This window comes from Mesorhizobium sp. RCC_202 (genome assembly GCF_041355295.1).
GTDB lineage: Bacteria > Pseudomonadota > Alphaproteobacteria > Rhizobiales > Rhizobiaceae > Mesorhizobium.
This window is the reverse complement of record NZ_JBFUPO010000001.1, coordinates 348824-373886: the sequence shown is the minus strand read 5'-3', so window position 1 is coordinate 373886 and position 25063 is coordinate 348824. Positions and strand designations below refer to the sequence as shown.

The following is a 25063-nucleotide window of genomic DNA, read 5'->3' as shown; positions in this document are numbered from 1 at the left end:
AACCGGAACAGCGCGCAATGGCGTCAAGCATGGCCGACATGACCTGGCTCAATCCGCCGCCGCACCATGCGTTCGGCGACGGCACGCTTCAGGTCCGCACCGGCAGGGATACCGATTTCTGGCGCGAGACCTTCTATGGCTTCCGGCGGGACAACGGCCACTTCCTCTATCGGCCGGTCGAGGGCGATTTCAGCGCCGAAGTCACCGTCAAGGGCCGTTATGAGGTGCTCTACGATCAGGCCGGGCTGATGCTGCGCCTGAGCGAGACGCATTGGATCAAGGCCGGCATCGAATATACCGACGGGCTGGCCTACTTCTCCGTCGTCGTCACCAACGATACATCGGATTGGTCGCTGGGCAGCATTCCGACGGACCCCAACGGCACCCGTATCCGTTTGACCCGCCACGCCGAGGCGATCCGCATCCAATATCTCGATGCCGCGGATGGTCGCTGGAAACCGGTGCGCCTCGCCTATTTCCCGATCTCGAAATCCGTCGATGTCGGCATGATGTGTTGTTCGCCGCAGCGCGAGGGTTTTCAAGTGACCTTTGCCGATTTCACCGTCGGCCCGCCGATATCGAGAGAATTGCACGACTGACGGTTATGCTTTCCCGATCCCGCGGAAGGCCGTATGAGGGGGCATCGACTTGGCCCTGGGGGACCGATGCCGTCAGACGTTCCGCTCATTCTTTTCTACACGCGCGCCTTCAAAAATCCGATCGACGTCGCCGCCATCCCGCAATGCTCTGTTCCCGTTGAGTGGACCACAGACCGCCGCCGCCTTGCCGAGGCCGATGCGGTCGTGTTCCACATCCCGAATGCGCGCGAGATCGGCGATGCCCGCAAATATCCGGGCCAGCTCTGGGTCGCCTGGTCGATGGAGAGCTTCGAGAACTATGCAAACCAAGCCGATCCCCGCTTCATGCGTCATTTCGACCTGACGATGACCTACGAATCCGGAGCGGACGTCTGGGAGCCTTATCTGCCCAAAGCCGAATGGTGGGAGGCGGCACGCAGATCGGCGGTTGTGCCCAAGACCGAAGCCGCGCCGGCGGTGACCTTTCAGTCTTCCAAGCTCGACAAAAGCGGGCGCGCCGGCTTTGTTGCGGAACTCTCCAAAAGCATCGACGTCGATCGCTATGGAAGGTTCAATCGCCGCGCGAAGCTCCAGCCCAATCGGCAGATCGAGGGTCCGGATCTTGGCCGGCAGACGAAGCTCGAAACCATCGGCCGCTATCACTTTTGCCTGGCGTTCGAGAATTCGATCGCTCCCGATTACGTCACCGAAAAGATGTTCGACCCGTTGGCGGCCGGCACGGTGCCGGTCTATCTCGGCGCTCCGAACGCGGCGGAATTCGTCCCCGAACATTCTTATGTCGATGCGTCGTCCTTCGGCACGCCGGCGGAACTTGCAGCCTACCTTCACCATCTCGCCGAAACGCCGCGAGAGTACGAGGCTTATCTGGCCTGGCGTTCGGAGCCGCTGCCGGACCACCTTGTTCGACGCCTGGAGTTGATCGCGACGACGCCGAAACATCGTCTCGCGGAACTCGTGCATCGATTGGTTGCGCAGCGTAGCGGAGTGCCGTCGGGTCGGTCTTCGCTGCCGTTTGGCTGGATGGCATTTCTGAAAACACGGCAGGAGCGGTGGTGGATGGCTCACGCCGGCCACTGAACCGTTGCCGTCATGGGCCGGCGCTCTCAAGCCCCAGCCCATGGCGCACACTCTCGCGGATTGCCTGAGGGCCAAAGCGGCGCCATGCGGTGTCGAGCGCTCGGATACGCAGGTTCGCCATGCGATCCAGGTCGGAACATAGCCCGACCGCGAGATTGGCAAGGCCTTGCTCCGTGCTGGAAAACAGCGCGTCGTCCCCATCGACGAGATCGAGACCCTCGGCCGCGAGCGGTGTCGCCACCACTGGGACGCCCGAGAACATCGCCTCGAGTATCTTGATGCGTGTGCCGCCGCCCGTCGTGAGCGGAATGATAGCGAGATGCGCTGTCGCCAGCAGAGGTCGGACATCTTGCGGGTTCTCGACCAGCGTAACGCCATCGAGTGCCGACAGCGCTTGCACAGCGGCATGCGGCGATCGACCGGCAAGCATGAGCTTTGCCGTCGGCAGTGCCTGCCTGATGCGTGCCAGGATTATGCGCGCTAGACGCTCCGCCGCATCGACGTTCGGCGGGTAGCTGAGATGCCCGACAAAAAGGATCGTCGGAAAGCCATTGGCGGCGTCGGGCATTGGCGGGAGCGCATGTGGCCTTTCTTCGGCGCGGGGTATGCCGTTCGGTACGACATCGATCGGTATTGAGTGCGTGACGATTGCCTTGAGCCGCTTGCGGTCAAGCTCCGAGCAAACCCATATTCGGTCGGCGATCCCCGCTGCTTTCCGCTCCAGCGTCCTGAGATTTGGGGCGAACGGCCGCCGCCATCTCCCCTGCGGCGACTGGCGGATGAGGTCTGATTCGACATTGTGCATGTCGAGGATCAGTTGTTTGGCCAAAGGCCGCAAATGACCCAGCAGCTTGAGCAACGGCGTGCCCTCGACGATGATGGTATCGGGGCGAAAGTCCTGGATCAGCGCCTTCAGACGGGCCAGGGCCGACCGTGGAATTTTACTCTCGCCATTGGCTCGTCGCCAGCCCAGGACAGGCCCGCGCTTTTCGCCAGGGATGGTCAGCGGTACAACCCGGATATTCCGGTCGACAGGTAGCGTTTCGCTGGTCAGCGGCTTGATGGAAGCAACGCAGACTGGACCGAATGCCGTGGCCGCCACCGCATTGCCGTGGACCCTGAGGTCCGTTCCGGATATCGGGGGAAAGGGGGGCTCGTGGCAGACGAATAACGTACGTCGGGAGGATGGCTCAATATTCTGCAATAATTTTATATTGCGATCGGCGCCATCTTTATTGTGCATGTGAGTAATTAGCAGTATCTCATATATTTTGATTGTAGATTTTTGTCTATCAGCAACGCGCCTGTGGCGCAACAATCGACACCTGCGATTCCTGCTGATGTCGCGACGATTATGTGCGCCAGGGTCACGCCGGCATGATGGTCTCGAAGCAGCTGCTTCTACATCCGGTGCTGGAAGAACTGCAGGAACAATTCCGGCTCGGTGGTGATGTCGAGCTTTTCGTAGATGCGCCGGCGATGGTTCTTCACCGTGCGGACGGTGATCCCGACAGGCCGTGGGCCGAAGTACCGCTGTTTGCCTGCCCGAGTATCTCACCGTTCCCTTTGTGAAGTCGAACACAGTCAGGCGGATATGCCACGATAGGATAATTTCATAAAACCGAAGACCGCGATGCGGCAAAAGACTGCGGGGGGTTGCCTTGGCCACGTCCAATCTGCCGACACCTGATTTCTCTTTCGACCCCAACCAGCCGGGGGCCTGCATCGCAGGCGTGCGGCCTTACCGCAACGGATCCTACCGGCTCGATGCCGAGACCATCTCGGGGAAGTTCATCGTCCACAATTACGGCCATGGCGGCGCCGGCATCACGCTCAGCTTCGGCTGTGCCACCAAAGTCCGGGACATCGTCAGGGATCATCTGGCGGCGAGCCCCGGCGCAACCGAAGTCGCCGTGCTAGGCGCCGGCGTCATGGGGTTGACGGCCGCGACGCTGCTGTTCGATCTCGGGCTGAAGGTCACGATCTACGCCGATCGCCCGCCATTGCAGACCACCTCCGCCAAGGCCGGCGGCCAGTGGGCGGTGTCGGTGGTGGAATTTGCCGGCAAGGAGCGCGAGCTCGCCCAAATCGTCAAGACCGCCTACCGCGAGTTCAAGAACAGGATCGGGCAAGGATTCGGTGTGTTCGAGCGGCCGAACTACACCGCCACGCCCTCGCACAACCTCGATATCGTGATCCAGCTTGCGCCCGGACTGATCCCGCCGCGAAAATCATTGAAGCGATTGCCGTTCGAGCACCATACCAAGTCGGGCTTTGTCTACCAGACCCTGCTCATCGAGCCGCCGGTCCTGCTCGCCAAGCTCAAGGCCGATCTCGACCTGCGCGGCGTCGCTTTCGTGTCGAAGCAGTTCGCTAGCCGGTCGGATATCCTGGCCAGCGTGCCGCAAGCAATCATCGTCAATTGCACCGGGCTCGGCTCCATGACCTTGTGGAGCGACACCAAGATGATGCCGATCAAGGGCCAGCTGGCGATGCTGCGGCCGCAACCGGCGCTGCAATATCTCTACGGCCAGAATGGCTACATGTTCCCGCGCAGCGATCATGTCGTGATTGGCGGCACCTTCGAGCCCGGGGTCAACAACGAGACTGCGGACAAGGCCGTTTGCCAGGGCCTGGTCGATCACATTGCGTCGCTGTTCGGCAAGGCCGCCGCGAAGCCCCTGTCCGACATCCACATCCACAACCCCGATCACGCGCCTATCGTCAATCCAGCCATTCCCTCGGTCTAGACATTCCTGTGGTCTGGGACATTCTTGTGATCCAAACCGGGGCTCTGGCAGACCTTTCTGGAGCAGAAGCGTGGCCTTCACCGTCGCCGACTACATTTTGAAGCGCCTCGCCGAACAGCATGTCGACCGTCTGTTCGGCGTGCCCGCCGCTTATTGCGCGCCGCTGTTCGACGCCGCGCCGGCGCATGGCGTCAAGTCCGTGGTCGCGGCAAGCGATCTGGAGGCCGGCTACGCTGCCGACGGCTATGCCCGCACCAAGGGGCTGGGCGCCGTATCGGTCGCCTATGGCGTCGGCACCTTGAGCATGATCAATGCGATTGCCGGCGCCTATGTCGAACGCAGCCCGGTGGTCGTCATCAATGGCGGGCCGGCGCCGGCCGCGATCGCCAGCCTGCACAAGTTCGACATTGTGTTCTCTCATTCCATCGGTCAGGACGCGACCGATCTCAGCGCCTACAGGCTGGTGACCGCCCAGGCGGCGCGCGCGTCGACCGTCGCCGAGGTGCCGAAGGTCGTCGACCAGGCCATCTCGGCGGCGATCAAGACCCAGCGTCCGGTCTATATCGAGATCAACATGGCAATCTGGGGCGCTGCCTGCCCGATGCCGAGCAGGCCACTGCCGGTCGCCAACCCAGCCGCCGGCACCGAAACCCAGCTGGCGACTTCGATCGTCGGCCTGATCCGCGCCGCCCACGCGCCGCTGATCCTGGTCGGCACCGAGATACAGCGCTATGGCCTCGCCGATAAAGTCGCCGATCTCATCGCCAAGCTCGGCGTGCGCTGGGCCACCGCTCTGCCTGCCAAATCCGTGCTGGCCGAGCAGGGCAAAGGATGGGTCGGCGTCTACAATCCTCCCCACTCCCTTCCCGCGGTGAAGCAGGCTGCCGAGCAGGCGGATCTTCTCGTCACGCTCGGATGCGTGTTTCCCAATGGCTATGCCGGCCTGGTGCAGAATTCCTTCGGCCATATGGTTCAGGTCTATGACGGCAAGGTGCGGATCAAGACGGCTGCCAAGCAGAACGCCGAGCTCGGCGCGCTGGTCTCCGCACTTGTTGCCGAAGCAGCCAAGAAGCAACCCATGGCAGTGCCGGCTGGCGCGACGCCGACGTTTCCCGGTCCGGCTTCCGGGCCGCTCACCTATAAACAGGTCTTCGAACGCGTTTCCGTCGCGCTGGATCCCAGTTGGCTCGTCATCCCCGACACCTTCCTCGGGATATACTCCGCCGCCAACGCGCCGGTCAAAGAGCGCAATGCATTCCTGTGCAGCGGCGTGTGGGCCTCGATCGGCCACTCGGTCGCCGCAGCTGTCGGTGCCTCGTTCGGTTCGGCGCGGCGTCCGCTCGTCATCTGCGGCGACGGCGGTTTCCACATGACCGCGCAGACGCTGTCGACGATGGTCCAGTACGGCAGCAAACCGGTCGTCGTCATCCTCGCCAACGGCATCTATGGCTACGAGCAATTTCTGGTCGACGAGAGCTACTTCCAGAACCCGGCCAAGCAGCCGCGGCCCTATGTCGTGCTCAACCAGTGGGACTTTGAAAAATTCGCAGGCGCGCTCGGCGTGCAGTTCGCCCGGACGGTGAACACCGCCGCGGCCTTCGATGCGGCGCTAGCGGCGGCCAAGGGGTTCGACGGACCCGCTGTCATCGTCGCGCAGATCGATCCGCACGGGCTGCCGGCCGAATTGCCATGACGATCATCGAAATCAGCGGGAGGCTATCTTATGGAACATCCGCTTCGCGTCGACGAGTTCGTGCCCTCGAACGATATGGCGCCTGTCGAAGACAAGACGCTTGCCGCTTCGGCCGCCAAAGCGGCCCCGGCACCGTTGGCGGCCCCGGCGCCGTTGCCACCGCTGCCGAATCTTCCGGCGAGCGAAGTGCAGTTCCTGCGGCCCTCGGATCCGCAGTACGCCGATTTCCTGCCCGCCTCGAGCAGGCGCAAACAACTGGCGCCCGCATTGCGCGCAATCTGCAAGACCGAGCATGCCGTCGCCGTGATGGTCGATTGGGTTCGCAGCAACAGGCTGAACTTTGCCACGCGCAGCGGCGGCCACTCCTATGAAGGCCTTTCGCAGTCGACAGGCGTTGCGATCGATGTCCGCGGACTGACGCAGATCACGGTCGACAAAGCTTCGAACCTCGTCACCGTCGGCTCCGGCGTGACGCTGTTCCAGCTCTATTCGGCGCTGGCCGCCCAGGGGCTGGCGCTGCAGGCCGGCAGTTGTCCAACCGTAGGCATTGCCGGCCATCTTACCGGCGGCGGCCACGGCCTCCTGGCGCGATCGCATGGTTTGACGTGCGACGGCTTGCGGCAGGCCAACGTCGTCGACGCGCAGGCGCGCATCCTGCAGGCCAACGCGGCATCGCAGCCCGATCTCTTCTGGGCCTGCCGCGGCGGCGGTGGCGGCAGCTTCGGCATCGCGACGCAATTCCAGATCGGCGTTTTCCCGCTGAAGAGCGCCCTGGTGTTCGGCGTCTCGTGGAAATTGCCGCAGGCGAGAGCCGCGAAACTGTTCGCGGTATGGCAGGACTGGGCGCCGAAGGCGCCGTCCAACATCACCTCGATCATGAAGGTCGGCCCCGCCGGCGGCGGTCAGATCACCATGCGCTGCATCGGTCAGTCGGTGGGCAGCGAAAGCGAGCTGCGCGCCGAGCTCAAACGGTTGACGACATCGCAGGCGCCGTCATCGGCGCTGACGGTGACATCGCTGGCATTCCTCGATGCGGTCAAGCACTTTGCCGGGCCTCTTACCTATCCGTCGGAACTCATGAAGGCGAAGTCGGACTACGTGCTGTCGCCGCTTTCCGCCAGGGGCATTGCCACCATGATGGCGGCGGTCGCGCCGACAGCGCCTGGCGGCATCGTGCTTTTGTGCGACTCCTACGGCGGCAGGATCGCGGACGTGGCCGCCAATGCCACCGCGTTTCCGCGCCGCGCCGGCACACAGTATTGCATCCAGTATTTTTCAAGCTGGAGCCGCGCGGCCGACACTCCTGGGCGTCTGGCGCAGATCGCCAAAGTCTATAACGCGATGCGACCGTTCATGCCGGACGCGTCCTACGTGAACTACTGCGATCTCGACCTGCCTGACTATGCGAGGTCCTATTGGGGCGACAACCTCACTCGTCTGGTCGCGGTGAAGCAGCAATATGATCCGACCAACGTGTTCCACCATGCGCAGAGCGTGCCGCTCGCCATTGCGGTGGCATGAAACCACGGAGGTTGGGCACTTACTCCACCGCGCTCGTCCGTCTGCTTGCCGGCCGGGTCACTTCTCGGATCGGTGCTGGAAGAACTGCAGGAACAATTCCCGCTCGGTGGTGATGTCGAGCTTTTCGTAGATGCGCCGGCGATGGTTCTTCACCGTGCCGACCGTGATGCCCAGCCGCTCGGCGATGGTGGCGGTCGGGTGCCCGGCGAGGATCAGCTGCACCAGCTCGCGCTCGCGCAAGGACAGCTCCGGCCAAAGGCTTTGCGGAATGCTCGGCTTCTGCTGCGGCGAGGCGCCGGGGCCGGTTGGCGCCGAGGTGCGCGAGAAATCGCTGCCACGCGCTTTGATGTCCAACGCATGCAGCGCCTCGAACACCGGCAGCCGCTCGTCCAGCAAGGCGATCTCGCTGTCCTTGAAGGAAGCGGTCGAACGGTCGAGGAAGATGCCGAGACACCAGTCGCCGCCGTCGGCGAGCATGATGCCGACCTCGTCGCAGATTTCGGACTGCGCTAGGAAGCCGGCGATATACTGGCCGCGCTTGGCTTCCTCGTCGGCCAGCCCCTTGAGCGGCAGGATGCCGAGCCGGCGCTCGCGTCGCCACGAGGCGTAGAACGGGTCGAAGACATAGTAGTTGTCGAGATAGCGCCGCACCATCTCATCCGAGAAACGCCGGTGCTTGACGAATTCAGGCGTCTTGGTCGCCGAGTAGCGGGTGACCGTCACCAAATCATGCGCAATGTCCGCCCCGATCAGATCGATCAGGCAGTCGACATGCCGGTCGGTGCCGGTGGCCGCGATCGCTTTGGCCAGTGGCGCCCAGATGTTGCCCATGCGCATGCCCTTTTCTCGGCGAACCGCGCCGCGCGGTCATTGTGTCTTTAGGCATATGGCGCGATCCAAGCGATCGAATCTAGCCTGCGGTCATTCTCGAAAAGGGAAGGCGACCCGTGGACCAGATCACCACCAACCCCATCGTTATCGGCATCGACGCCGGCGGCACCATGACCGACACCATCCTTGTCGATCAGGACGGCCACTTCAAGATCGGCAAATCGGCGACCACGCCGAAGGACGAGGCCGAGGGCTTCCTGGCTTCCGCCGAGGACGCGGCCGATGCCTGGGGCATCTCACTGGAGACGCTCTTTTCCGGCGTCAACGTCGTGCTCTATTCCGGCACCGGCATGCTCAACACGCTGTTGTCGCGCACCGGCCGCCGCCTCGGCCTGATCACCACCAGGGGCCTCGAGGACATGATCCTGATGGGTCGCGGCCTCCAGGCCTGGGCCGACTATTCCTATGCCGATCGCCTGCATGCGGTGACCCACCAGCATCCCGATCCGCTGGTGCCGCGCCGCCGCACCCACGGCGTCACCGAGCGCATCGACCAGTTCGGCGACGTCATCCTGCCGCTCTACGAGCACGAGGTACGCATCGCCGCCAAGAAGCTGATCGCCGACAAGGTCGAGGGCATCTGCATCATGACGGTCTTCTCGCACGTCAATCCGGCGCATGAGAAGCGCATCGCGGAAATCTGCCGCGAGGAGATCGCGGCCGCCGGCGCCGATATCCTGGTCTACACCAGCCATGAAGTGCGCCCGGTCATCCGCGAGCAGTCGCGGCTGAACTCGGTGCTGATCGAGGCCTATGCGACCTCGCGTGGCCGCAAGCAGCTCAAGGGCATCGAGGACGTCGCGAAGAAATACGGCTTCAAATACGGCGTGCAGACGCTGCTCTCCTTCGGCGGCCTGACCTCGATCAACCACCCGCGCCTGCATGAAACCATGATCTCCGGCCCAATCGGCGGCATCCTGGGCGCGGCCTATGTCGGCAAGCTGATCGGCAACGACTCGCTGATCTGTTCGGATATGGGCGGCACCTCCTTCGACATGGGCGTCATCACCCGCGGCCAGACGCGGATCGAGAACGAACCGCTGATGGACCGCTTCAAGCTCAACGTGCCGACACTGCATCTCGACACGACCGGCGCTGGCGCCGGCATGATCCTCAAGGTCGACCCGCTGACCAGGAAGGTCTCGCTTGGACCGGAAAGTGCGGGCTCCGATCCCGGGCCGATCTGCTTCGCCAGGGGTGGCACCGAACCCACGATCGCCGATTGCGACGCCATCCTCGGCCGCCTCAACCCGTACTATTTCCTGGGCGGCAAGGTCGTGCTGCAGGTCGAAAAGGCGAGGGCGGCCTTCGAGGAAAAATGCTCCCGCCTGCTCGGCGTGGGTGTCGAGGAAGCCGCCGAAGGCATGATCGACATGCTGGAGGCCGACGCCAACAACGCCTTGCGCCGAGTCATCTCGGGCCAGGGCATCCATCCTTCCGAATTCACGCTGCTTTCCTATGGCGGCTCGGGTCCGTTGCATCTTGCCGGCTGCTCGAGGGGCATCGGCTTCAAGGACATCATCACCTTCCAGTTCGCCGCCGCCTTCTCCGCCTTCGGCTGCACCACCGCCGATTTCATGCGCCGCCATTCGGTGTCGACGCAGCTCGACATCGGCGCACGCGCCGGCGATGACGAACTGATCGCCTTCGGCAAGAAGGTCACCGATGTCTGGGACGATCTCACCAACGCCGCGGTCGATGAGATGATCGAGGACGGCCACGCACGCGAAAAGATCAAAACCGTGCCGTTCCTGATGATGCGCTACACCGGCCAGCTCGAGGATGTCGAGGTGATGGCGCCGCTGTCGGCTATTCAATCGGCCGACGACATGCGCAAGGTCATCGACGAGTTCGAAGCGGTCTACGCCAAGGTCAACCATCGCGTCTCGCGCTATGGCGAAGCCGGTTTCTCGATCACCGAGCTCGGCCTCATCGCCACCGCCGACAAGGTGAAGCCGGTGCTCTTGAAGCGCCCGCTCGGCAAGGCGGACCCGGCAGCGGCCCACAAGGGCGTGCGCGACGCCTATATCGGCGGGCGCTGGCACAAGGCCAATCTCTACGAGATGGATTTGCTGCAGCCGGGACATGAGGTCATCGGCCCGGCCATCATCGAACATCCGGCGACAACGCTCGTCGTCCACCCGCAAGACCGTGTCCATGTCGATGAATGGACGCTGCTGCACTACACCCACGCTTGAGAAGGGCGAACGCCATGCTGGACAAACCCGCCTCCGCGCTCCGCATCCGCGAACGGCTGATCGAATCCGAACGTCTGATGGAAGAAACCGGCTGCTATGACGGCATCACCGAACTTCATCTGCGCAACCAGGATCCGCTGAAATTCGAGACGCTGCACACCAAGCTGCGCGCCTACTGCGTCTCGGCCCGCGAAATGGCTCGCCGCATCTCGGCTTCGCCCGGAGTGCGCGAAGTCGGCGAAATGGTCGTCGCCATCTACACGCCCGAAGGCGACGCCATCGCGCTGTCCAACGGCATCATGGTGCATGTGCACACGATGAGCCGCTTCATCAAATGGATGATCCGCAACGGCTACGAGGAAAACCCTTGCATCCGCGACGGGGACATCTTCGCCAACAACGACGCCTTCATCGGCACCGTGCAGGTGCCCGATGTGATGGACGTGGTGCCGATCTTCCATTCGGGCAAGCTGGTCGGCTGGGCGGGCGCGGTCTGCCATGAGCTCGAGGCCGGCGGCATCACGCCCGGCGGCGACGTGGCGCTGGCGCAGGAGCGATTCACCGAGGGCCTGTTCGTCTGCGCCGAAAAGGTCGGCGAGAATGACGAGATCCGCCGCGACTATGTCATCCGCTGCGAGCGCAATCTGCGCATGCCGATCTACTGGGTGCTCGACGAGAAGGCCAAGGTCGCCTCCTGCATCGACATGCGCGAAAGCGTCAAGGCGCTGATCGACGAGATCGGCCTCGACTATTGGATGCAGGTGTCAAAGGAGTTCATCGAGGAGGGCCGCCGCGCCCAGCTCGCCCGCACGCGCCAGCTCACCGTGCCCGGCATCTATCGCGGCCATACGTTCTACGGCCATGTCACCGCCGGCAAGCCCGGCTACCAGCCGCTCGGCGATCCCGACTGGCTCTACAACATACCGATCGAGATGGAGATCACCACCGACGGCAAGATCATCATGGACTTCGAGGGCACGCAGCCCTGGGGCTACCATTCGATGAACTGCACGCCGGCCGGGATGGATGGCGGCATGTTCGTCACCTTGACCCAGCACATGAACTTCGAAGGTCTGGTCAATGACGGCGCCTGGATGGCGACCGAACTCAAGCTGCCGCACGGCACCTGGACCAACCCCGACAATGAGATGGTCGCGACCGCCACCTCATGGGCCTTGCTGCTGCCGGCCTATGGCGTGTTCCAACGGCTGTTGTCGCGCTCCTTCATCGGACGCGGCTTTGTCGAGGAAGCTTTCGTCGGCCAGGTCAACAGCCCGATGATCGAGATGGGCGGCACCAGCCAGTACGGCAAGCTGTTCGGCATGGCGCATTTCGAATGCGCGGCCGCCGGCTCTGGTGCCTTGGCCATCAAGGATGGCCTCGACACCGCCTATGTCGGCTGGAACCCTGAATCCGACATGGGCAATATCGAGATCTGGGAACAGAACATGCCGATGCTCTATATCGGCCGGTCCATCGTTCCCAACTCCGGCGGCGCCGGCAAGTACCGCGGCGGCTGCTCCTTCGTCTCGACCTGGCTGGTCTCGAAGACCGACCATCTCAGACTGGTGACATCAGAGCATTCGTCTCGCGTGTTCGACAATGGTGGCATGTGTGGCGGCTATCCGGCGCCGACCTGCCAGAAGCATCGTGCGGTGCGCAACTCCAACATCTTCGAGCTTGCCGAAAAGCGTGCACCGTTGGCGCATCACACCGGCACCAACCCGCATCGCTCGGAACTCGAACTTCGGCTGCAGGGCGAGCATGTGACCATGGAAGGGCCGTATATCACCGCCCCGCACAAGACCGGCGACGTCTTCACCCATTCCTACAATGGCGGCGGCGGCTATGGCGACGTGCTGGAGCGCGACCCGCTCAAGACGGCCATGGATGTCGAGAACGGCTATCTCACCAAGGAAGCGGCCGAAGGCATTTTCGGCATCATGCTGGACGAAGACGAGGACGGCTACCCAGTCGCCAACATCGAGGCCACCAAGCGCCACCGCGCCGAGATGCGCGCCAGGCGTCTTGCGCAGGCGAAGCCGGTTTCGGAGTGGATCGCCACGGAGCGCAGTCGTGTCGAAAAGGCCGACTTCGCGCCCGAGGTGAAGAAGATGTATGCCAGCGCGATAAAACTGTCGTCGCGCTTCACCAGGGATTTCAGCGATTTCTGGAACGTCGACGCCAAATCGATCTTCATGCCGGGAGCTAAGCCATGACCTCGTACAGCAAGGAAGTCATCGCCGATCTGGTCGCGGGCACGCTGCCCTGGCCGCAGACGCGCCGCGTCATGAGCGCCTACAAGGACGATGACCGCTTCTTCAAATATGTCGCGGTGCTGCAGGACCGCGTCGGCTGGAAGGACCCGATCCTGCTGCCGGTCTCGGATCATCTGTTCATCTGCCAGAGCGGCGACGAGCGTGTGACGAAATGCGAGTGCGGTCATTCCTTCGGCGACTATCGCAAGAACTGGAAGCTCAAGGCCGCGATCATCGTGCGCAACACCGAGGAGCAGTTGCGCGAGATCTATCCCAACAGCGATATTCCCGATCCGCAGTGGATGGAAATCCGCGAATTCATCTGCCCGCAATGCGGCACCATGCACGAGGTCGAGGCGGCGGCACCCGGCTATCCCATCGTCCACGACTTCGAACCCGACCTTGAAGGCTTCTACCGCGAATGGCTGGGCCAGCCACTCTAGGAAACTGATTTTGTGAACCGCGCCGCCGGCAAGGTAGCGTTTCGTGCCGGCACCAGCCTATGAATAGCGTTTCGGAGACTGGCCACATGACAAATCTTTCCGGCCGCAGCGCCATTGTTACCGGCGGCTTTTCCGGCATGGGCTTTGCCATCGCCTCAGCACTTGCGAAAGCCGGCGCCAATGTCGCCGTCGGCTCCTATGTCGCGCCGCCGCAGGCGGGCAGGGTGGATGCGGCCTACTACCCCGGCGCCGACGAGATCGAGCGGGTGCGGTCGGCGCTCGCCGCGCATGGCACCAAGGTGCGCGCCGCCCATCTCGATGTGCGCGACAGCGATCTCGCCAACCGTTTCATGGCCGAGACCGAAGCGGCCATCGGTCCGACCGATATCCTCGTCAACGCCGCCGGCACCACCGCCGAGCAGCCGGTCTGCGGCCATTCCGACGAACTGTGGGACAAGATCGTCGACACCAATCTGACCGGCGCCTTCCGCACCACGCGCGCGGTGCTGCCCGGCATGATCGGGCGCGGCTGGGGCCGCATCGTCAACATCGGTTCGACCGCCGCTTCCGTCGGCTGGAAGGACAATCCGGCCTACTGCGCCTCCAAGGCCGGGCTTCTCGGGCTGACCCGTTGCGTGGCGCTCGAAGGCGCTGCGCATGGCGTCACTTGCGTGATGATCAGCCCGACCTGGGTCGAGACCGAGCTGATGCGCCGCAACGTCGCGCAGGTCGTCGAGCGCGAGGGCAAGGGCCGCACTGCCGAAGCGGTGATGGACGAATTCAGAAGGGGCAATCCCCAAGGCCGCATGATGCAGCCCGAGGAGATCGCCGCACTTGCGGTCTTCCTCTGCTCGGACCTCGCCAAGGGGATCACGATGGAGAACATCCAGGTAACGGGCGGAGCCTTATGGTAATAGCCCGGCCGGCGAAGGGCGGCATGTGCGCGCCGATGTCGTCGAAGCGGTCGAGCAGATGGGCGCGACGCCAATGCAGACGCTGCTGGCCAGGCTGCCTGGCGCTGCCCGTCGTCATGCTCGGCCTCAACCAGGCCATCATGGCGGCGCTGTCTATGCTGTAGATCGCAGCCCTTATCGGCACCCGCGATCTCGGCCAGGCGGTCTATGTCGCGCTCGGCAAGGCCGATGCCGGCATGGGCCTTGCCGGCCTGTCTATCGCCTTCCTCGCCATCCTTGCAGACCGCCTGATCCAGGCCGCCGTCGGGCGGCTTGAGGTTCATTCCGGCGCTCTCGCCCTATTCCGGCCGTTTCATTGTGCGATGCGGCAACCCAAGCGCACTTGGCTGTCCGTGGCAACTTTGCGGTTGAGCCGGCGGCCGTATGGCGGTAGGTTATGCTGCAGTGCACAATGGATGCCGCGCGGGCCAGAGGCTTGGCTAGGGCAGATAAAGGGCTCACGGACAAAAATCCGGTATGAAGATTCCGAAATCCATTCTGATCGATCCTGAGCGCAACGAAACCTATGGCATCTTCGCCGTCGCGGTTTCCATGCTTGCCTTCGCCTACTCGCCCAATTTCGGCCAGATCCTGATCCTTGCCTATTACGCCGTCTGGCTGCCGCTGCTTTTCGTCGATTATCGGCGCTTCACCTGGAAGCTTTCCAGCGCCTGGCTGCCGATCCTCTTTGCAGCCTATGTCTGCCTTTCGGTGTTCTGGTCGCAGGCGGCGGGCATTAGCGCGCGCGCGGCGGTGCAATATTCCTCGCACATCGTCTGCGCCTATGTCGCGGCGCGCACCATCAGCATGCGTACGCTGGTCGTCGGCTCGCTGATTGGCATCTTCGTCGTCCTGCTCTATTCGCTGAAAGTCGGCGATTACGCGCTCGACACGATCGACGGCACGATCAACTTCGTCGGCGCCTTCGGCTCCAAGAACCAGATCGGCTTTTTCTCCTCGCTCGGCATCTTCTTCGCTCTCGCCTTTCTCGTGTTTTACCGACGCAACTGGCTGGGCTTCGTGTGGACCGCGCCGATCCTGCTGTTGTCGGTTTACATGCTGGCGATAGCCCACTCCGCGACATCCGTCGCTTCGCTGCCGGCGGTCATCGGCATCGTCGCCCTGCTCACCGCCAGCAAAGTGCTCTCGCGGCGCTACCGCCGCGTCATTTTCATCGTCGGCGCCGGCGTGCTGGTGGCCGGTGTGGTGGCAGCACTTAACTCTGGCTTGCTGGATGTCGTGCTCGGCGTCTTCGGCAAGGATTCCACACTCACCGGCCGCACCTATCTGTGGGAGCAGGGCTGGAACGCGGCGCAGCAGCGCCCGCTGCTCGGCTATGGCTATGCCGCCTATTGGGTGCAGGGTTTTGCCGAACCGGAGCGCCTGTGGGCGGAATTTTACATTTCGACCCGCACCGGCTTCCATTTCCACAACACCTATGTGGAGACGCTGGTCGAGATCGGCTTCATCGGCGTCACCATGCTGGCGTTGATCATCCTGCGCTCCTTCTACGGCCATATCGCGAAAGTCGTGTTCGGCGACTGGAACGCCGATTCGGTGGTGCTTGCCGGCGCCGTCGGACTGATGCTGATCCGCTCCTTCTTCGAGGTCGAGATTCTCGGCCCCTACTTCATGGCGTCCTTCATCGTCTATTACGGCCTGTTCAAGCTCAGCCCGCTGCCGGTTGCGCGGCGACGCCGGGTGATGGTTCCGGTTCAGGACGACAGGACGGCGAACGGACGGATGCCAGCCCCGGTCTGACCGGCCCAAACGAACTTCGGCAATTTGCTAAAGACTCTAGGCTACCGCCCGCCTGCGCTGCATCAGCCGCTGCAGGAAGCGCCGCACTGGCTCGTCATAGAGCCGCGTGGCGATGTCGGCGATGACGATGACCGAGCCCGCCATGACGATGCCGAACCAGGGATGGTGCGCGAACGGGTCGATCGACACGGCCTTGCCGGCTCCGGCGATGATCATCAGCATCGGCGTGTGGATGATGTAGATCGGGTAGGAGATGCGCCCGAGCCAGCCATAGAAGCCGGCCAGCCGGGGCATGGTCGGGGCTATGGCGCCGGTCACCACCATGACCGGGAAGATGACGACGATGCAGGCGAGGTCGTAGACGACGCGCCCACCGCCTGCCGGCGCAATCGCGAAGACGATGAGTGTCAGCAGGATCGCGCCTTCGACCCAGAGGCCGCGCCTCAGGAAGCCGAGGCTGCCCTGGTAGCGGGTCATCGAGCGGCACAAAAGCACGCCCAGAAAGAACGAGAAGGTCACGCGCGGCAGGCCGCTGATGATGGTCCGCCCGGTCATGCCGAAGTCGAGCGTGCCGGCGAAAACCGAGGCAATGATGAGCAGCACGAGGCTGACGACGACGAGCCCGGTCAGCACCCGTTTCGACAGCAGGAAGAACACCGCGACATAGGCGATGTTGACGATCAGCTCGAAGAACAGTGACCACGATGCCGGATTGAGCGGAAAGATCGTGTGGTAGGCATCGCTGATCAGCGGGATGAAGAGCATGCCCGTCGTCAGCTGCATGCCGATCTCGGAAAGCGGCACATATTCGCCCGGCATCAGCCGGTTCTTCACCAGCAGGTAGAAGAAGCCGAGCAGCGTGCCGGCGAGATAGAGCGGATAGAGGCGAATCAGACGGATCGCCACGAACGTGCCGAAGCCCATGCCGTTCTCGATCTTGCGGTCATAGGCATGCGCGATGACGAAGCCGCTGAGCAGGAAGAACAGGTCGACGGCGAGATAGCTCGACGGCAGCACCTTGCCGTCGGCAAGGAAGGGCGAGAAATGGTAGAGCATCACGCTGATCGCCGCCACGCCGCGAATGGCGTCGAGGTTGAGGTAGACGTGACGCGGGGCGGCGGCGGACTGCATCTTATGCCTTCAAGCGGTACAAACAGATCGCCCGTCCGCGCCTTGGCGCGAACAGGCCTGACATGCTCCTCCCCTCGTCGCGAACTGCGCCGAAACGCAGGCTTACTGGCTGGCCATCGGCGCCAGCTTCACCTTGATCACGTCGCCCGGCAGCACCGGCGTGTCTTCCTTGGCGTCGATCTCGCTGCTCTTGCCGTTGGCAACCCGCACCAGCGAATAGAGAAGCGTCGGTGCCTCGCTGCTGGTGATGGACGCGGTCGTTGCGGGGTCCGACGCCTGGGCGATCAGGCCCTTTTGCATGTTCACCCTCAACGCCGCCTCGTTCAGGTCGGCTTCGGTCTGCTGCCGGTCGGTGGCGAGGCTCGAGCTCAGCGTGTTGCGGGCGTCGATGGCGTCCTGCGTCGCCTTGCTGATCGACTGCTTGGCGGTAAGGATGGCCGTTTCATAGTCGAGGATCTTGCCTTGCAGGTCGGCGACGGACTGCTTCGAATCGAGCAGCCGCGCATTGGCGACCAGGCCCTTTTGCGCCAGCGGGCCGATGGAGGCGAGCTGCTGCTGCGCCAGATCGACCTGCTGCTGCTGGTTGACGATCTTCTTCTGCAGCGATTCGATCTCGGACTGCAGCACGCCCTTGAGGTCGTCGAGCGCATCGAGCTTCAGCTTGAGCGCCTTCTGGTCGGAGGTCAGGATCTGCATCTCGTCGGCAACGATGGTCGGCAGCTTCGGATCGCCCTCGACTTCTTTCGGCGGGTCGAAACTGTCCTTGCCGGCAAGATCGGCATCGATGCGCGCGCGCTTGACGAGCAGGCGCACGTGCTGGTCGTCATAGATGTCGTAATTGCCCTTGGCGGTGACGAGATCCTTGCCGAGCTGGGGTCCGTAGTCGGCACTGCGCCGCATGCCGCCGGCAATGCTGATGGCCTTCAGCACCGTCAACTCCGGCACATAGGGAAATTGTCCGGGGTTCTGCACTTCGCCCGAAATGTAGAACGGCCGGAACTGCGCCATCTCGACCGAGGCCTCAGGTTTGTCGGGCAACGCCAGCTTGCGCTGCAAGGCCAGCCCGATCGCCGCCGCGATCTCCGATGTCGTCTTGCCGGCGGCTTGCATGTCACCGACAAATGGCACCGAAAGCGTTCCCGCGGGGCCGACCGAATATTCGCCGTTCAGCGCCGACCAGTCGCGGAATGTGCCGTCGACCGTCTGCCATTCGGCAACGCGGATGTTGAGCTTGTCCTGCGGGCCAAGCTGGTAATCGCCCGCCGCCGCGATGTGCGGCATTGCAAGACAGGCAACAAGCGCCACGGCCGCGAGCCGGCCGGGCGCCCTGTTCAAGAGACTGCGTGTCAAATACAGTCCGATAGGGTCTTTTTTCAAATGAACGTTCCGATCCGCTTGGCCCCATCCGCCCGATGAGATCGCTGCCGGATGCCTGCCCCGATTCCGGGACCAGGCTCGATAGTCAGTAACTGCCGCGCGACATCCACACGGCCGGCACGGTCTTGAAGATGATGCGAATGTCCTCGAACATCGACCAGTTCTCGACATAGTGGCGGTCGAAAGCGACGCGCGTGTCATAGGATACGTCGTTGCGGCCGCTCACCTGCCACAACCCGGTCAGGCCGGGGCGCGACTTCAGGTAATAGACCGCGGCGCTGCCATAGATCTCCAGTTCGTCGCGCACCACAGGGCGCGGCCCGACAAGGCTCATGTCGCCCTGCAGGATGTTGAGGATCTGCGGCAGTTCGTCGAGGCTGAGCTTGCGCAGCACCTGGCCGACCCGCGTGACGCGCGGATCGTTCTTCAGCTTGCGGGTCGCGAGCCATTCGGCGTTGGCGTCCGGATTGGCTGCCAGATACGCGTTGAGCACCTGTTCGCCATCCTGCACCATGGTGCGGAATTTCAGGCAGGCAAACACACGGCCGCCGCGACCGATTCGCTTGTGGCCATAGAACACGGACCCGCCGTCGGAAAGCTTGACCAGCAGCGCCACCATCAGGAAGAGCGGGCTGAGCAAGACAAGGCCAGCCAGTGACCCGACGATATCGAAACCACGTTTCAGCAGACCCCCGATGGGGGGTGGAAAATCAACGCCAGCTTGCGAAAAACCCGCATTAGCCGACTTGGCGACGTCCCTCATGCAAAAGCTCCATACGTTGAACGGATGGTTTACGGCACGATACCAAAAAAATGCTGCATCGCAACACACAATTTCCCATTTGGCTGAAATGTTCACGTCATGAATTGATTAAATAATAAACCTTACGTGCCCAAATTTTCACCTTTGTGGCACGTTTATGACAAGGTGAGCGAAAACCATGAAAATGTAGTCCGCATTTCGGGCCATTTTTGGACAGTGCATTCTTTGCTGCAGAAGAAATCGGGTTGCAGGCGGTTGGAATCACTCGCAATGGTAAGTTATTCGGATAAAATACTAATCAATGTCGCCGTTTTTACTGCAGCATGGGCCGCCTCTTCGAATACGTAGCGGCGCCGGAGTGTGCGTCGCACCATGCCGGAGTCGATCCCGCGAAATCCTTGGATATCACCCCTGTCTGGCCTTGCCGCAGGGCAGGCGCCTTAATAGAGTCGCAAATTGTTTCTGTCATAGTCTGCATGGGTAAGGAAGGCCGGAAGCAACCGGCCGGATTGGGCAGCCAAAAATAGCTCTTTGGCGCAACGGGGAGTTACACAGGGTGGGTAAGTCGCAGCTTTTGCATGTTCGCTTCGGTTGAGGGGCCGCCGAACATGTCTCTGCCAAAATTCATTGTCGGCATGGTCTTCGCGCTGGCGATCGTCGTCAGCTGGTCGTATTTCGATGGCGCATCGCTAAGCACCATCCTCATTCGCGCCGTTGTCTGCGCCATCATCATTCAGGCCGGCTACTTCCTATTGGTCTTTGCCACGATTGCCAGAAGCCCCCCGGTACCGGCGGACAAGACCCGCGAGGCCGAGCGCGGCGCGATCCTCGACAAAGTGCCGACGGCGAAAAGCTAAGCGCCAGGCGCGGCAGCCTCCACTGACCGTTCAACCGGCGCCGGCGCGACTTCAGCCGGCGGTATGGTTCCCGCCTGCTCACCGGACAGCATCCTGGCCAGCCGGCTGCCGGCTTTTGCCTTCAGTCGCTGGTACTGGCCGACCTCGACGATGCGGCCGTTCTCGATGGCGACGACCCAGTCTGCAAAAGCGATCATCGATGGCCGATGCGCGATGGTCAGGATCGTCATCTGGCCGCGCAAGCCATCGATCGATTGCGCGATCAGCGATTGATTCTGCCAGTCGAGCGCGCTCGTCGCCTCGTCGAGAATGAGCAGCGAAGGTTTGCGCAGCAACGCCCGCGCCAGCGCGATGCGCTGGCGTTCGCCGCCCGAGAGCCGCACGCCGCGGTCGCCCACCACGGTTTCCAGCCGCAGGTCGAGCTGCTTGACGAAATCGGCCGCATGCGCGTCGCGCAGCGCCGTCCATAGCTGGTCGTCGCTTGCTTTCGGCGCCGCGAGGCGAAGATTGGCCGCGATCGTGTCGTGCAGCAGGAACACGTCCTGCGGCACGTAGGCCGCCTGGTCGCGCCAGGCCCTGCGGTTCTGCGCCGTGATCTCGACGCCGTCGGCGAGCATCCTGCCCTGCGTGGGTTCGAGCAAGCCCAGCAGCATGTCGGCAATCGTACTCTTGCCGGAGCCGGAAGGGCCGATCAATGCCGTCACCTTGCCAGCCGGCAGACCGAAGGTGATGCCCGAGACCACCGGCTTTGCTTCGCCATCGCCATAGGCGAACGACACGTCACGGATGTTGAGCCCGGTATCGAGCGACAGCTTTGCACTTTGGCCAGCGTCATTTTCCGCCGGCTCGCGCTCGGCATCGAAACGCGCCTGCAGAGCTTGCATGGACGCATAGGCCGGCAGGTTGATCAGCACCTGCTGCACCTGGATCTGCATGTCCATGAAGCGCGGCGCGACCCGCATGAAGACGAGCAGCAGGACCACGATCTCGGCCAGCGACAAGTGAAAGCGGACCAGCGCGATATAGATGAACAGGCTGAGCCCGATCACGCTCGCCATCTGGAAAAGCGCGGTGCCGAGCGTGGAATTGCGGACAAAAGCGATGTTGTCGGCCTTCATCCTGTTCAGCGTCGCGCCGAGTTCGGCAAAGTAGCTGGCTTCGACGTTCAGGCTCTTTGCCACTTTGATGCCGCCGAGGAATTCGGAGACCGTGCGATACTGGTCCTGCCGATTGCTGGTCAGCGTGCGGCCATAGGCGCTGGCGCGCGCCCGAAACGGTTGCAGCGCAATCAGCAGTACCACGCCGATGAGGATGGCGAAGGACGTCATCACCGGCGAGATGAACAGCGATACCACCAGATAGCCCGTCAGAAGCAGTGCGGCCTGGGTGAACATCAAAAGCGAGAAGGCCCCTACCTGCACGCGGTCGACATCGCCATTCAGCGCATGGTCGAGGTCGGAGCTGCGCATACGGGTGAAGACGCCCCAGCGCGCCTTGCCGATGCTTTCGAACAGGTTCAGCCGGACACGGTTGACGAAGTCGTAGAGCAGCCGCGCCATGTAGACCGACTTGAAGCGGTTGAAGGTCGCCTGCAGCGCCACCAGGGCCACGAGCAGGGTGAGTATCGCCGCAAGCGGCAGCATTCCGCCCGGCACCAGCCATTGCAACGCCTCCGGCACCCGCACCGCGTAGTCCTGATCGGCCTTGCCGATCAGATGCAGCAGCGGGATGAGCAGCAGGATCGAGATGCCTTCGGTCAGGCTGCCCAGGATGAGGAAGGCGAGCGCCGTCAGCGTGCGCCGGCCGCCGACATGCGCGATCATAGCGCCGAACCCGGCGATATCCCGAAACAGCGACAGGCGCAGCTTGGATGACCAGCCCATACGTTGGCTCATGTCGTTGCGGACGCCAGATCGCCTTCGATCAGGGCAACCGCTTCATCTATCCGCGCCAGGCCGGTAGGCACCTCCAACCGACTGACACCGATCCGCCCGGCGAGCTTGGCGCTTTGGCCAAGATGCTTGGCGGCGGAATCGCCGGTGAGCGCCTGTCGGCCGAAGCGCGTGATGTAGGAAAATTTGATGATCGCGGGCAGGGCGGCGAGGCTCGGCAGCGGAGAGATTGCCGCCTGCTCGCCGCGCTCGAGCACATAGATACGCGATACCGGTACCGCTTGTGCGGAAAATCCCTGGCGCAGGCGATGCTGTGCCTTGTCGATTTGCGGATGCACTTGCGGGCGCACGTCCACCTGCTCAAGGCGGATGGCGTCGGCCGCGTCCGCGGCGAGCTTGAGCTGCGGAAAGCCGGGCAGGAGCATCGGCCGGCCGGGCTCTGACAGATCCAGCGCCACGACGTCGTCGGTCAGCAGGCGATGGCCGGCGCGGATCATGGCGCCGGCCGTGGTGGATTTGCCGGCGCCCTTGTCGCCGAGGAAGATCACGCTCTTGCCGCCGATGGCGATGGCGCTGGCATGCAGGACAAGCAAACCGCGCTGGTGGAGCGCAAGCGCCAGCACCGGCCCGAGCAGGGGGAAGGCAAGCAACGGGTCGTCCACTCCTGCCGCCGGATCGACATCGATACGATTGCCGCCGCTGATCAGGAATGTGCCGACCGCTTGCCAGGACAGATACTGCCGCGCCGGCTCGAAGCGGAAAGCGGTCGCCGCTTGCGATGCCGCTTCGGGAAAGTCCACCGGCGTGACCGCAATCTCGAGATCTGGTTTCGCAGGCGTCGCCGGCTCCAGTTCCGGCAAGGCCACGTCCGAGCCGATGGTCAACCCATAGGCCTTGTAGAAGCGGCGGACCCGTCCGCTTTGCAAGTTCGCGTTGATGAGGGACTCGGGCGTCGCGGCGATCGAAGCGTTCGCGGTGCTCATGCAGGGCTTCCATCTCTTTGAACTTGCCGCAGCCACAGCGACAGCGAGACCGAGCGCCAGACATGCTGGACATCGGGTAGCGTCGCCTGTTCGGGCTGAAGCAGCATGCGCTGATAGACGGCGTTGACTTCCGGCAGGTTGACATAGGGCGCGATGAGGTCGCTGTCGGCCACCAGCACCTTGTCCAGAAGCTGGCGGTGATTGCCGAGCATGCCTTTGACCAGATTGGCGGTGAAATCGATCTTGTCGCGCCGCCACTGCACCGCTGGTGGCAGGATGCCTTGCATGGCCCGCCGCATGACATGCCGGCCGAAGCCATCCTTGAGCTTTTCCTCGCCGGGTAGCGACAGGCAGAATTCAACCAGCGGCTTGTCCCAGAACGGGTAGCGCGGCTCGACGCCGAAATTGGCGGCGGCTTTGTCGAGGACTTCGAAGGCGTGCGGCACAAGCCCGCTGGACAACAGCCAGCGATGCGTCAGCGCTTCGCTGGCGCTGACGGCTGCCGGCATATGGCCGGCGCGATGGAACCGCTCGGCAAGATCGGTGCGCCTGGCGAGATTCGGATTGACCAGCCCCGCCCAGGCGGCGCGCCGCGCCGGGGTCGGTCTGCGCCACAGTCTGCCGGCGAGGCGATTGGCGATCGACCTCACCCTGGCGATACGCCAGGCCGGACCGTAGATCGTCAGGAACTTGAAATAGAGCGAAAGCATGCCGTCGCCATAGGTGTTGGCGGCGCTGTGCAATTCGCGCCACAATTCAAGCCAGCGGCGCGCATTGGCGAGTTCGTGCAGGTGGCCATGGCCTTGCGAGACGACCTCGTCGCCGCCGTGGCCGTCGAGAAGCACTCTCACGCCCTTGGCGCCCGCCGTGCGATAGATATCCCGGGTCAGCGACAGGCCGGGCGCCAGGAACGTCCCTTCCTGTTCTTCAAGGATCCGATCGAATTCGGCGAAGGGCGCGTAGTTGCCGACGCCGATCAGCGTGGCGTCGAGGCGCTGGTGACCCAGAACCGCATCGATGAACGGCTTTTCGTCCATCGACGAGCCCTTGTCGAAGGTGAGCGAGAAAGTCTGGAGCCTGGGCTTGCGTTGTGCCGCTATCCGCAAGCCGGCGACGCAGGCGATCGAGGACGAATCGAGGCCGCCGCTCAGCATGGCGCCGATAGCAGGCGTGCCGCGCATGCGGTTTTCCACTGATTGCGCGAAGAGGTGCCTGAACTCTTCCGCCGTATCCGAGCGCGGCGGCCGCTGCGACGGCTCGATCTGCCAATAGCGGCGCAGCACCACCTGGCGGTCCGTCACCGTCATACTGTGCCGCGCCGGAAGGCGGAAGATCTCGGCGTAGGGCGTCGCCTGCGGATCGTCCGGCAAGCCGGCGAGGAAGCCGGAAATCTGGTGTTCGCTGATACGCCTGCCGACGTCGTCCAGCGCCAGGATCGGGCCGATCTCCGAGGCAAAGGCAAAACGCCTGTCGGCCGAGTGGTAGTAGAGGGGTTTGACGCCGAAATGGTCGCGCGCGCAAAACAGCGCCTGATGCTCACTGTCCCAGATCGCGAAGGCGAAATCGCCCTGCAGATAGGTCGGGCAGGCTTCGCCCCATTTGAGATAGGCGCGCATGATGAGCGCCGCATCGGCGATCGACCTGTCGCGTATGCCGAGCCGCGCCAGCAGTTCATCGCGGTTGTCCAGCCGGCAATCGGCGGTGATGGCGAGCTTGCCGCCGGCCATCGTCAGCGGGCCGGGGCCATCTTCGCCGGTGGTGTCGAGCCAGGCATGGCCTAGCGCCACACCGCCATCCGTCCACCACGAACTGCCGTCGCGGGCGCGATGGCGCATGCGCGCCAGCATCTGCTGAATGTCGCTGGCGGTGGCGGGTTTGCCGCCTTGCCTGGGCTGAACTCCAGCGACACCGCTCAT

Annotated in this window: 19 protein-coding genes and 1 pseudogene; 11 read left to right on the top strand and 9 right to left on the bottom strand. The window is 63.2% G+C overall.

Annotated features, from left to right (window positions below):
* Positions 1-17 precede the first annotated feature (17 nt).
* Together AB6802_RS01730 and AB6802_RS01725 are read left to right on the top strand one after the other, a co-directional pair.
* Positions 18-599, top strand: a complete 582-nt coding sequence (locus AB6802_RS01730) for a DUF1349 domain-containing protein (protein ID WP_371008269.1) — start codon at positions 18-20, stop codon at positions 597-599.
* A 33-nt stretch (positions 600-632) separates the two neighbouring features.
* On the top strand, positions 633-1676 hold the full coding sequence (locus AB6802_RS01725; protein WP_371008268.1) for a glycosyltransferase family 10 domain-containing protein: 1044 nt from the start codon (positions 633-635) through the stop codon (positions 1674-1676).
* 10 nt (positions 1677-1686) lie between these two features.
* On the opposite strand, the gene AB6802_RS01720 is transcribed toward AB6802_RS01725, so the two are convergent.
* Both AB6802_RS01720 and AB6802_RS01715 read right to left on the bottom strand, forming a co-directional pair.
* Positions 1687-2919, bottom strand: coding sequence for a glycosyltransferase (locus tag AB6802_RS01720; RefSeq protein ID WP_371008267.1), 1233 nt, complete (start codon positions 2917-2919; stop codon positions 1687-1689).
* A 158-nt stretch (positions 2920-3077) separates the two neighbouring features.
* A pseudogene (locus tag AB6802_RS01715) lies at positions 3078-3188 on the bottom strand (helix-turn-helix transcriptional regulator); the annotation flags it as partial.
* A gap of 149 nt (positions 3189-3337) precedes the next feature.
* On the opposite strand from AB6802_RS01715, the gene AB6802_RS01710 reads away from it, so the two are divergent.
* From AB6802_RS01710 to AB6802_RS01700, 3 genes are all read left to right on the top strand, one after another.
* The gene (locus tag AB6802_RS01710; RefSeq protein WP_371008266.1) at positions 3338-4426 is read left to right on the top strand and encodes an FAD-dependent oxidoreductase; all 1089 of its coding nucleotides are present in this window, start codon (positions 3338-3340) and stop codon (positions 4424-4426) included.
* 70 nt (positions 4427-4496) lie between these two features.
* Entirely contained in the window at positions 4497-6119 is a 1623-nt protein-coding gene (locus tag AB6802_RS01705; RefSeq protein ID WP_371008265.1) for a thiamine pyrophosphate-dependent enzyme, read from the top strand.
* A 30-nt stretch (positions 6120-6149) separates the two neighbouring features.
* Positions 6150-7640 carry an FAD-binding oxidoreductase gene (locus AB6802_RS01700; RefSeq protein WP_371008264.1) on the top strand — a complete coding sequence of 497 codons (1491 nt, stop codon included), beginning with the start codon at positions 6150-6152 and terminating at the stop codon, positions 7638-7640.
* A 57-nt stretch (positions 7641-7697) separates the two neighbouring features.
* Here the strand turns inward: AB6802_RS01700 and AB6802_RS01695 are convergent, their stop codons facing one another.
* Positions 7698-8477: a helix-turn-helix transcriptional regulator gene (locus AB6802_RS01695; RefSeq protein WP_371008263.1), complete on the bottom strand. Its 780-nt coding sequence runs from the start codon at positions 8475-8477 to the stop codon at positions 7698-7700.
* Between the two features lie 110 nt (positions 8478-8587).
* Between AB6802_RS01695 and AB6802_RS01690 the strand changes: the two genes are divergently transcribed.
* The 5 genes from AB6802_RS01690 to AB6802_RS01670 all read left to right on the top strand — a co-directional run bounded on the left by AB6802_RS01690 (position 8588) and on the right by AB6802_RS01670 (position 16144).
* Positions 8588-10729, top strand: coding sequence for a hydantoinase/oxoprolinase family protein (locus tag AB6802_RS01690; protein ID WP_371008262.1), 2142 nt, complete (start codon positions 8588-8590; stop codon positions 10727-10729).
* Positions 10730-10743: 14 nt separating this feature from the next.
* Positions 10744-12948, top strand: coding sequence for a hydantoinase B/oxoprolinase family protein (locus tag AB6802_RS01685; protein WP_371008261.1), 2205 nt, complete (start codon positions 10744-10746; stop codon positions 12946-12948).
* Positions 12945-13430, top strand: coding sequence for an acetone carboxylase subunit gamma (locus AB6802_RS01680; protein ID WP_371008260.1), 486 nt, complete (start codon positions 12945-12947; stop codon positions 13428-13430). The genes AB6802_RS01685 and AB6802_RS01680 overlap by 4 nt, the downstream gene beginning before the upstream one ends.
* A gap of 86 nt (positions 13431-13516) precedes the next feature.
* On the top strand, positions 13517-14344 hold the full coding sequence (locus AB6802_RS01675; protein ID WP_371008259.1) for an SDR family NAD(P)-dependent oxidoreductase: 828 nt from the start codon (positions 13517-13519) through the stop codon (positions 14342-14344).
* 516 nt (positions 14345-14860) lie between these two features.
* Entirely contained in the window at positions 14861-16144 is a 1284-nt protein-coding gene (locus AB6802_RS01670) for an O-antigen ligase family protein (protein WP_371008258.1), read from the top strand.
* A 36-nt stretch (positions 16145-16180) separates the two neighbouring features.
* Here AB6802_RS01670 and AB6802_RS01665 read toward each other — a convergent pair whose 3' ends face one another.
* From AB6802_RS01665 to AB6802_RS01655, 3 genes are all read right to left on the bottom strand, one after another.
* Positions 16181-17275, bottom strand: a complete 1095-nt coding sequence (locus AB6802_RS01665) for an acyltransferase family protein (protein WP_371008257.1) — start codon at positions 17273-17275, stop codon at positions 16181-16183.
* Between the two features lie 102 nt (positions 17276-17377).
* The gene (locus tag AB6802_RS01660; RefSeq protein ID WP_371008766.1) at positions 17378-18556 is read right to left on the bottom strand and encodes a polysaccharide biosynthesis/export family protein; all 1179 of its coding nucleotides are present in this window, start codon (positions 18554-18556) and stop codon (positions 17378-17380) included.
* Between the two features lie 181 nt (positions 18557-18737).
* Positions 18738-19415 (bottom strand): sugar transferase, encoded by a 678-nt coding sequence (locus tag AB6802_RS01655; RefSeq protein ID WP_371008256.1) that lies wholly within the window; start codon positions 19413-19415, stop codon positions 18738-18740.
* Between the two features lie 608 nt (positions 19416-20023).
* Between AB6802_RS01655 and AB6802_RS01650 the strand changes: the two genes are divergently transcribed.
* Complete coding sequence (locus AB6802_RS01650; protein WP_371008255.1) at positions 20024-20272, top strand: exopolysaccharide production repressor exox; 249 nt, start codon at positions 20024-20026, stop codon at positions 20270-20272.
* On the opposite strand, the gene AB6802_RS01645 is transcribed toward AB6802_RS01650, so the two are convergent.
* Genes AB6802_RS01645 through AB6802_RS01635 form a run of 3 tightly spaced genes read right to left on the bottom strand, consistent with a single transcriptional unit; the run spans position 20269 to position 25063 of the window.
* Positions 20269-22167, bottom strand: a complete 1899-nt coding sequence (locus tag AB6802_RS01645; RefSeq protein ID WP_371008254.1) for an ABC transporter ATP-binding protein — start codon at positions 22165-22167, stop codon at positions 20269-20271. The two genes, AB6802_RS01650 and AB6802_RS01645, sit on opposite strands and share 4 nt — an antisense overlap.
* Entirely contained in the window at positions 22164-23147 is a 984-nt protein-coding gene (locus tag AB6802_RS01640) for a serine kinase (protein ID WP_371008253.1), read from the bottom strand. Before AB6802_RS01640 ends, AB6802_RS01645 begins: the two co-directional genes overlap by 4 nt.
* Positions 23144-25063 (bottom strand): lasso peptide isopeptide bond-forming cyclase, encoded by a 1920-nt coding sequence (locus AB6802_RS01635; RefSeq protein ID WP_371008252.1) that lies wholly within the window; start codon positions 25061-25063, stop codon positions 23144-23146. The genes AB6802_RS01640 and AB6802_RS01635 overlap by 4 nt, the downstream gene beginning before the upstream one ends.

What these genes read in the sequence shown, in the direction of transcription:
- AB6802_RS01660 (WP_371008766.1), bottom strand. Translation starts at nt 18,556, where the DNA reads ATGCCGCACATCGCGGCGGCGGGCGATTACCAGCTTGGCCCGCAGGAC.
- AB6802_RS01730 (WP_371008269.1), top strand. Translation starts at nt 18, where the DNA reads ATGGCGTCAAGCATGGCCGACATGACCTGGCTCAATCCGCCGCCGCAC.
- AB6802_RS01680 (WP_371008260.1), top strand. Translation starts at nt 12,945, where the DNA reads ATGACCTCGTACAGCAAGGAAGTCATCGCCGATCTGGTCGCGGGCACG.
- AB6802_RS01700 (WP_371008264.1), top strand. Translation starts at nt 6,150, where the DNA reads ATGGAACATCCGCTTCGCGTCGACGAGTTCGTGCCCTCGAACGATATG.
- AB6802_RS01675 (WP_371008259.1), top strand. Translation starts at nt 13,517, where the DNA reads ATGACAAATCTTTCCGGCCGCAGCGCCATTGTTACCGGCGGCTTTTCC.
- AB6802_RS01670 (WP_371008258.1), top strand. Translation starts at nt 14,861, where the DNA reads ATGAAGATTCCGAAATCCATTCTGATCGATCCTGAGCGCAACGAAACC.
- AB6802_RS01645 (WP_371008254.1), bottom strand. Translation starts at nt 22,167, where the DNA reads ATGAGCCAACGTATGGGCTGGTCATCCAAGCTGCGCCTGTCGCTGTTT.
- AB6802_RS01640 (WP_371008253.1), bottom strand. Translation starts at nt 23,147, where the DNA reads ATGAGCACCGCGAACGCTTCGATCGCCGCGACGCCCGAGTCCCTCATC.
- AB6802_RS01665 (WP_371008257.1), bottom strand. Translation starts at nt 17,275, where the DNA reads ATGCAGTCCGCCGCCGCCCCGCGTCACGTCTACCTCAACCTCGACGCC.
- AB6802_RS01725 (WP_371008268.1), top strand. Translation starts at nt 633, where the DNA reads ATGAGGGGGCATCGACTTGGCCCTGGGGGACCGATGCCGTCAGACGTT.
- AB6802_RS01685 (WP_371008261.1), top strand. Translation starts at nt 10,744, where the DNA reads ATGCTGGACAAACCCGCCTCCGCGCTCCGCATCCGCGAACGGCTGATC.
- AB6802_RS01635 (WP_371008252.1), bottom strand. Translation starts at nt 25,063, where the DNA reads ATGAGCGGTGTCGCTGGAGTTCAGCCCAGGCAAGGCGGCAAACCCGCC.
- AB6802_RS01720 (WP_371008267.1), bottom strand. Translation starts at nt 2,919, where the DNA reads ATGCACAATAAAGATGGCGCCGATCGCAATATAAAATTATTGCAGAAT.
- AB6802_RS01695 (WP_371008263.1), bottom strand. Translation starts at nt 8,477, where the DNA reads ATGCGCATGGGCAACATCTGGGCGCCACTGGCCAAAGCGATCGCGGCC.
- AB6802_RS01655 (WP_371008256.1), bottom strand. Translation starts at nt 19,415, where the DNA reads ATGAGGGACGTCGCCAAGTCGGCTAATGCGGGTTTTTCGCAAGCTGGC.
- AB6802_RS01650 (WP_371008255.1), top strand. Translation starts at nt 20,024, where the DNA reads ATGTCTCTGCCAAAATTCATTGTCGGCATGGTCTTCGCGCTGGCGATC.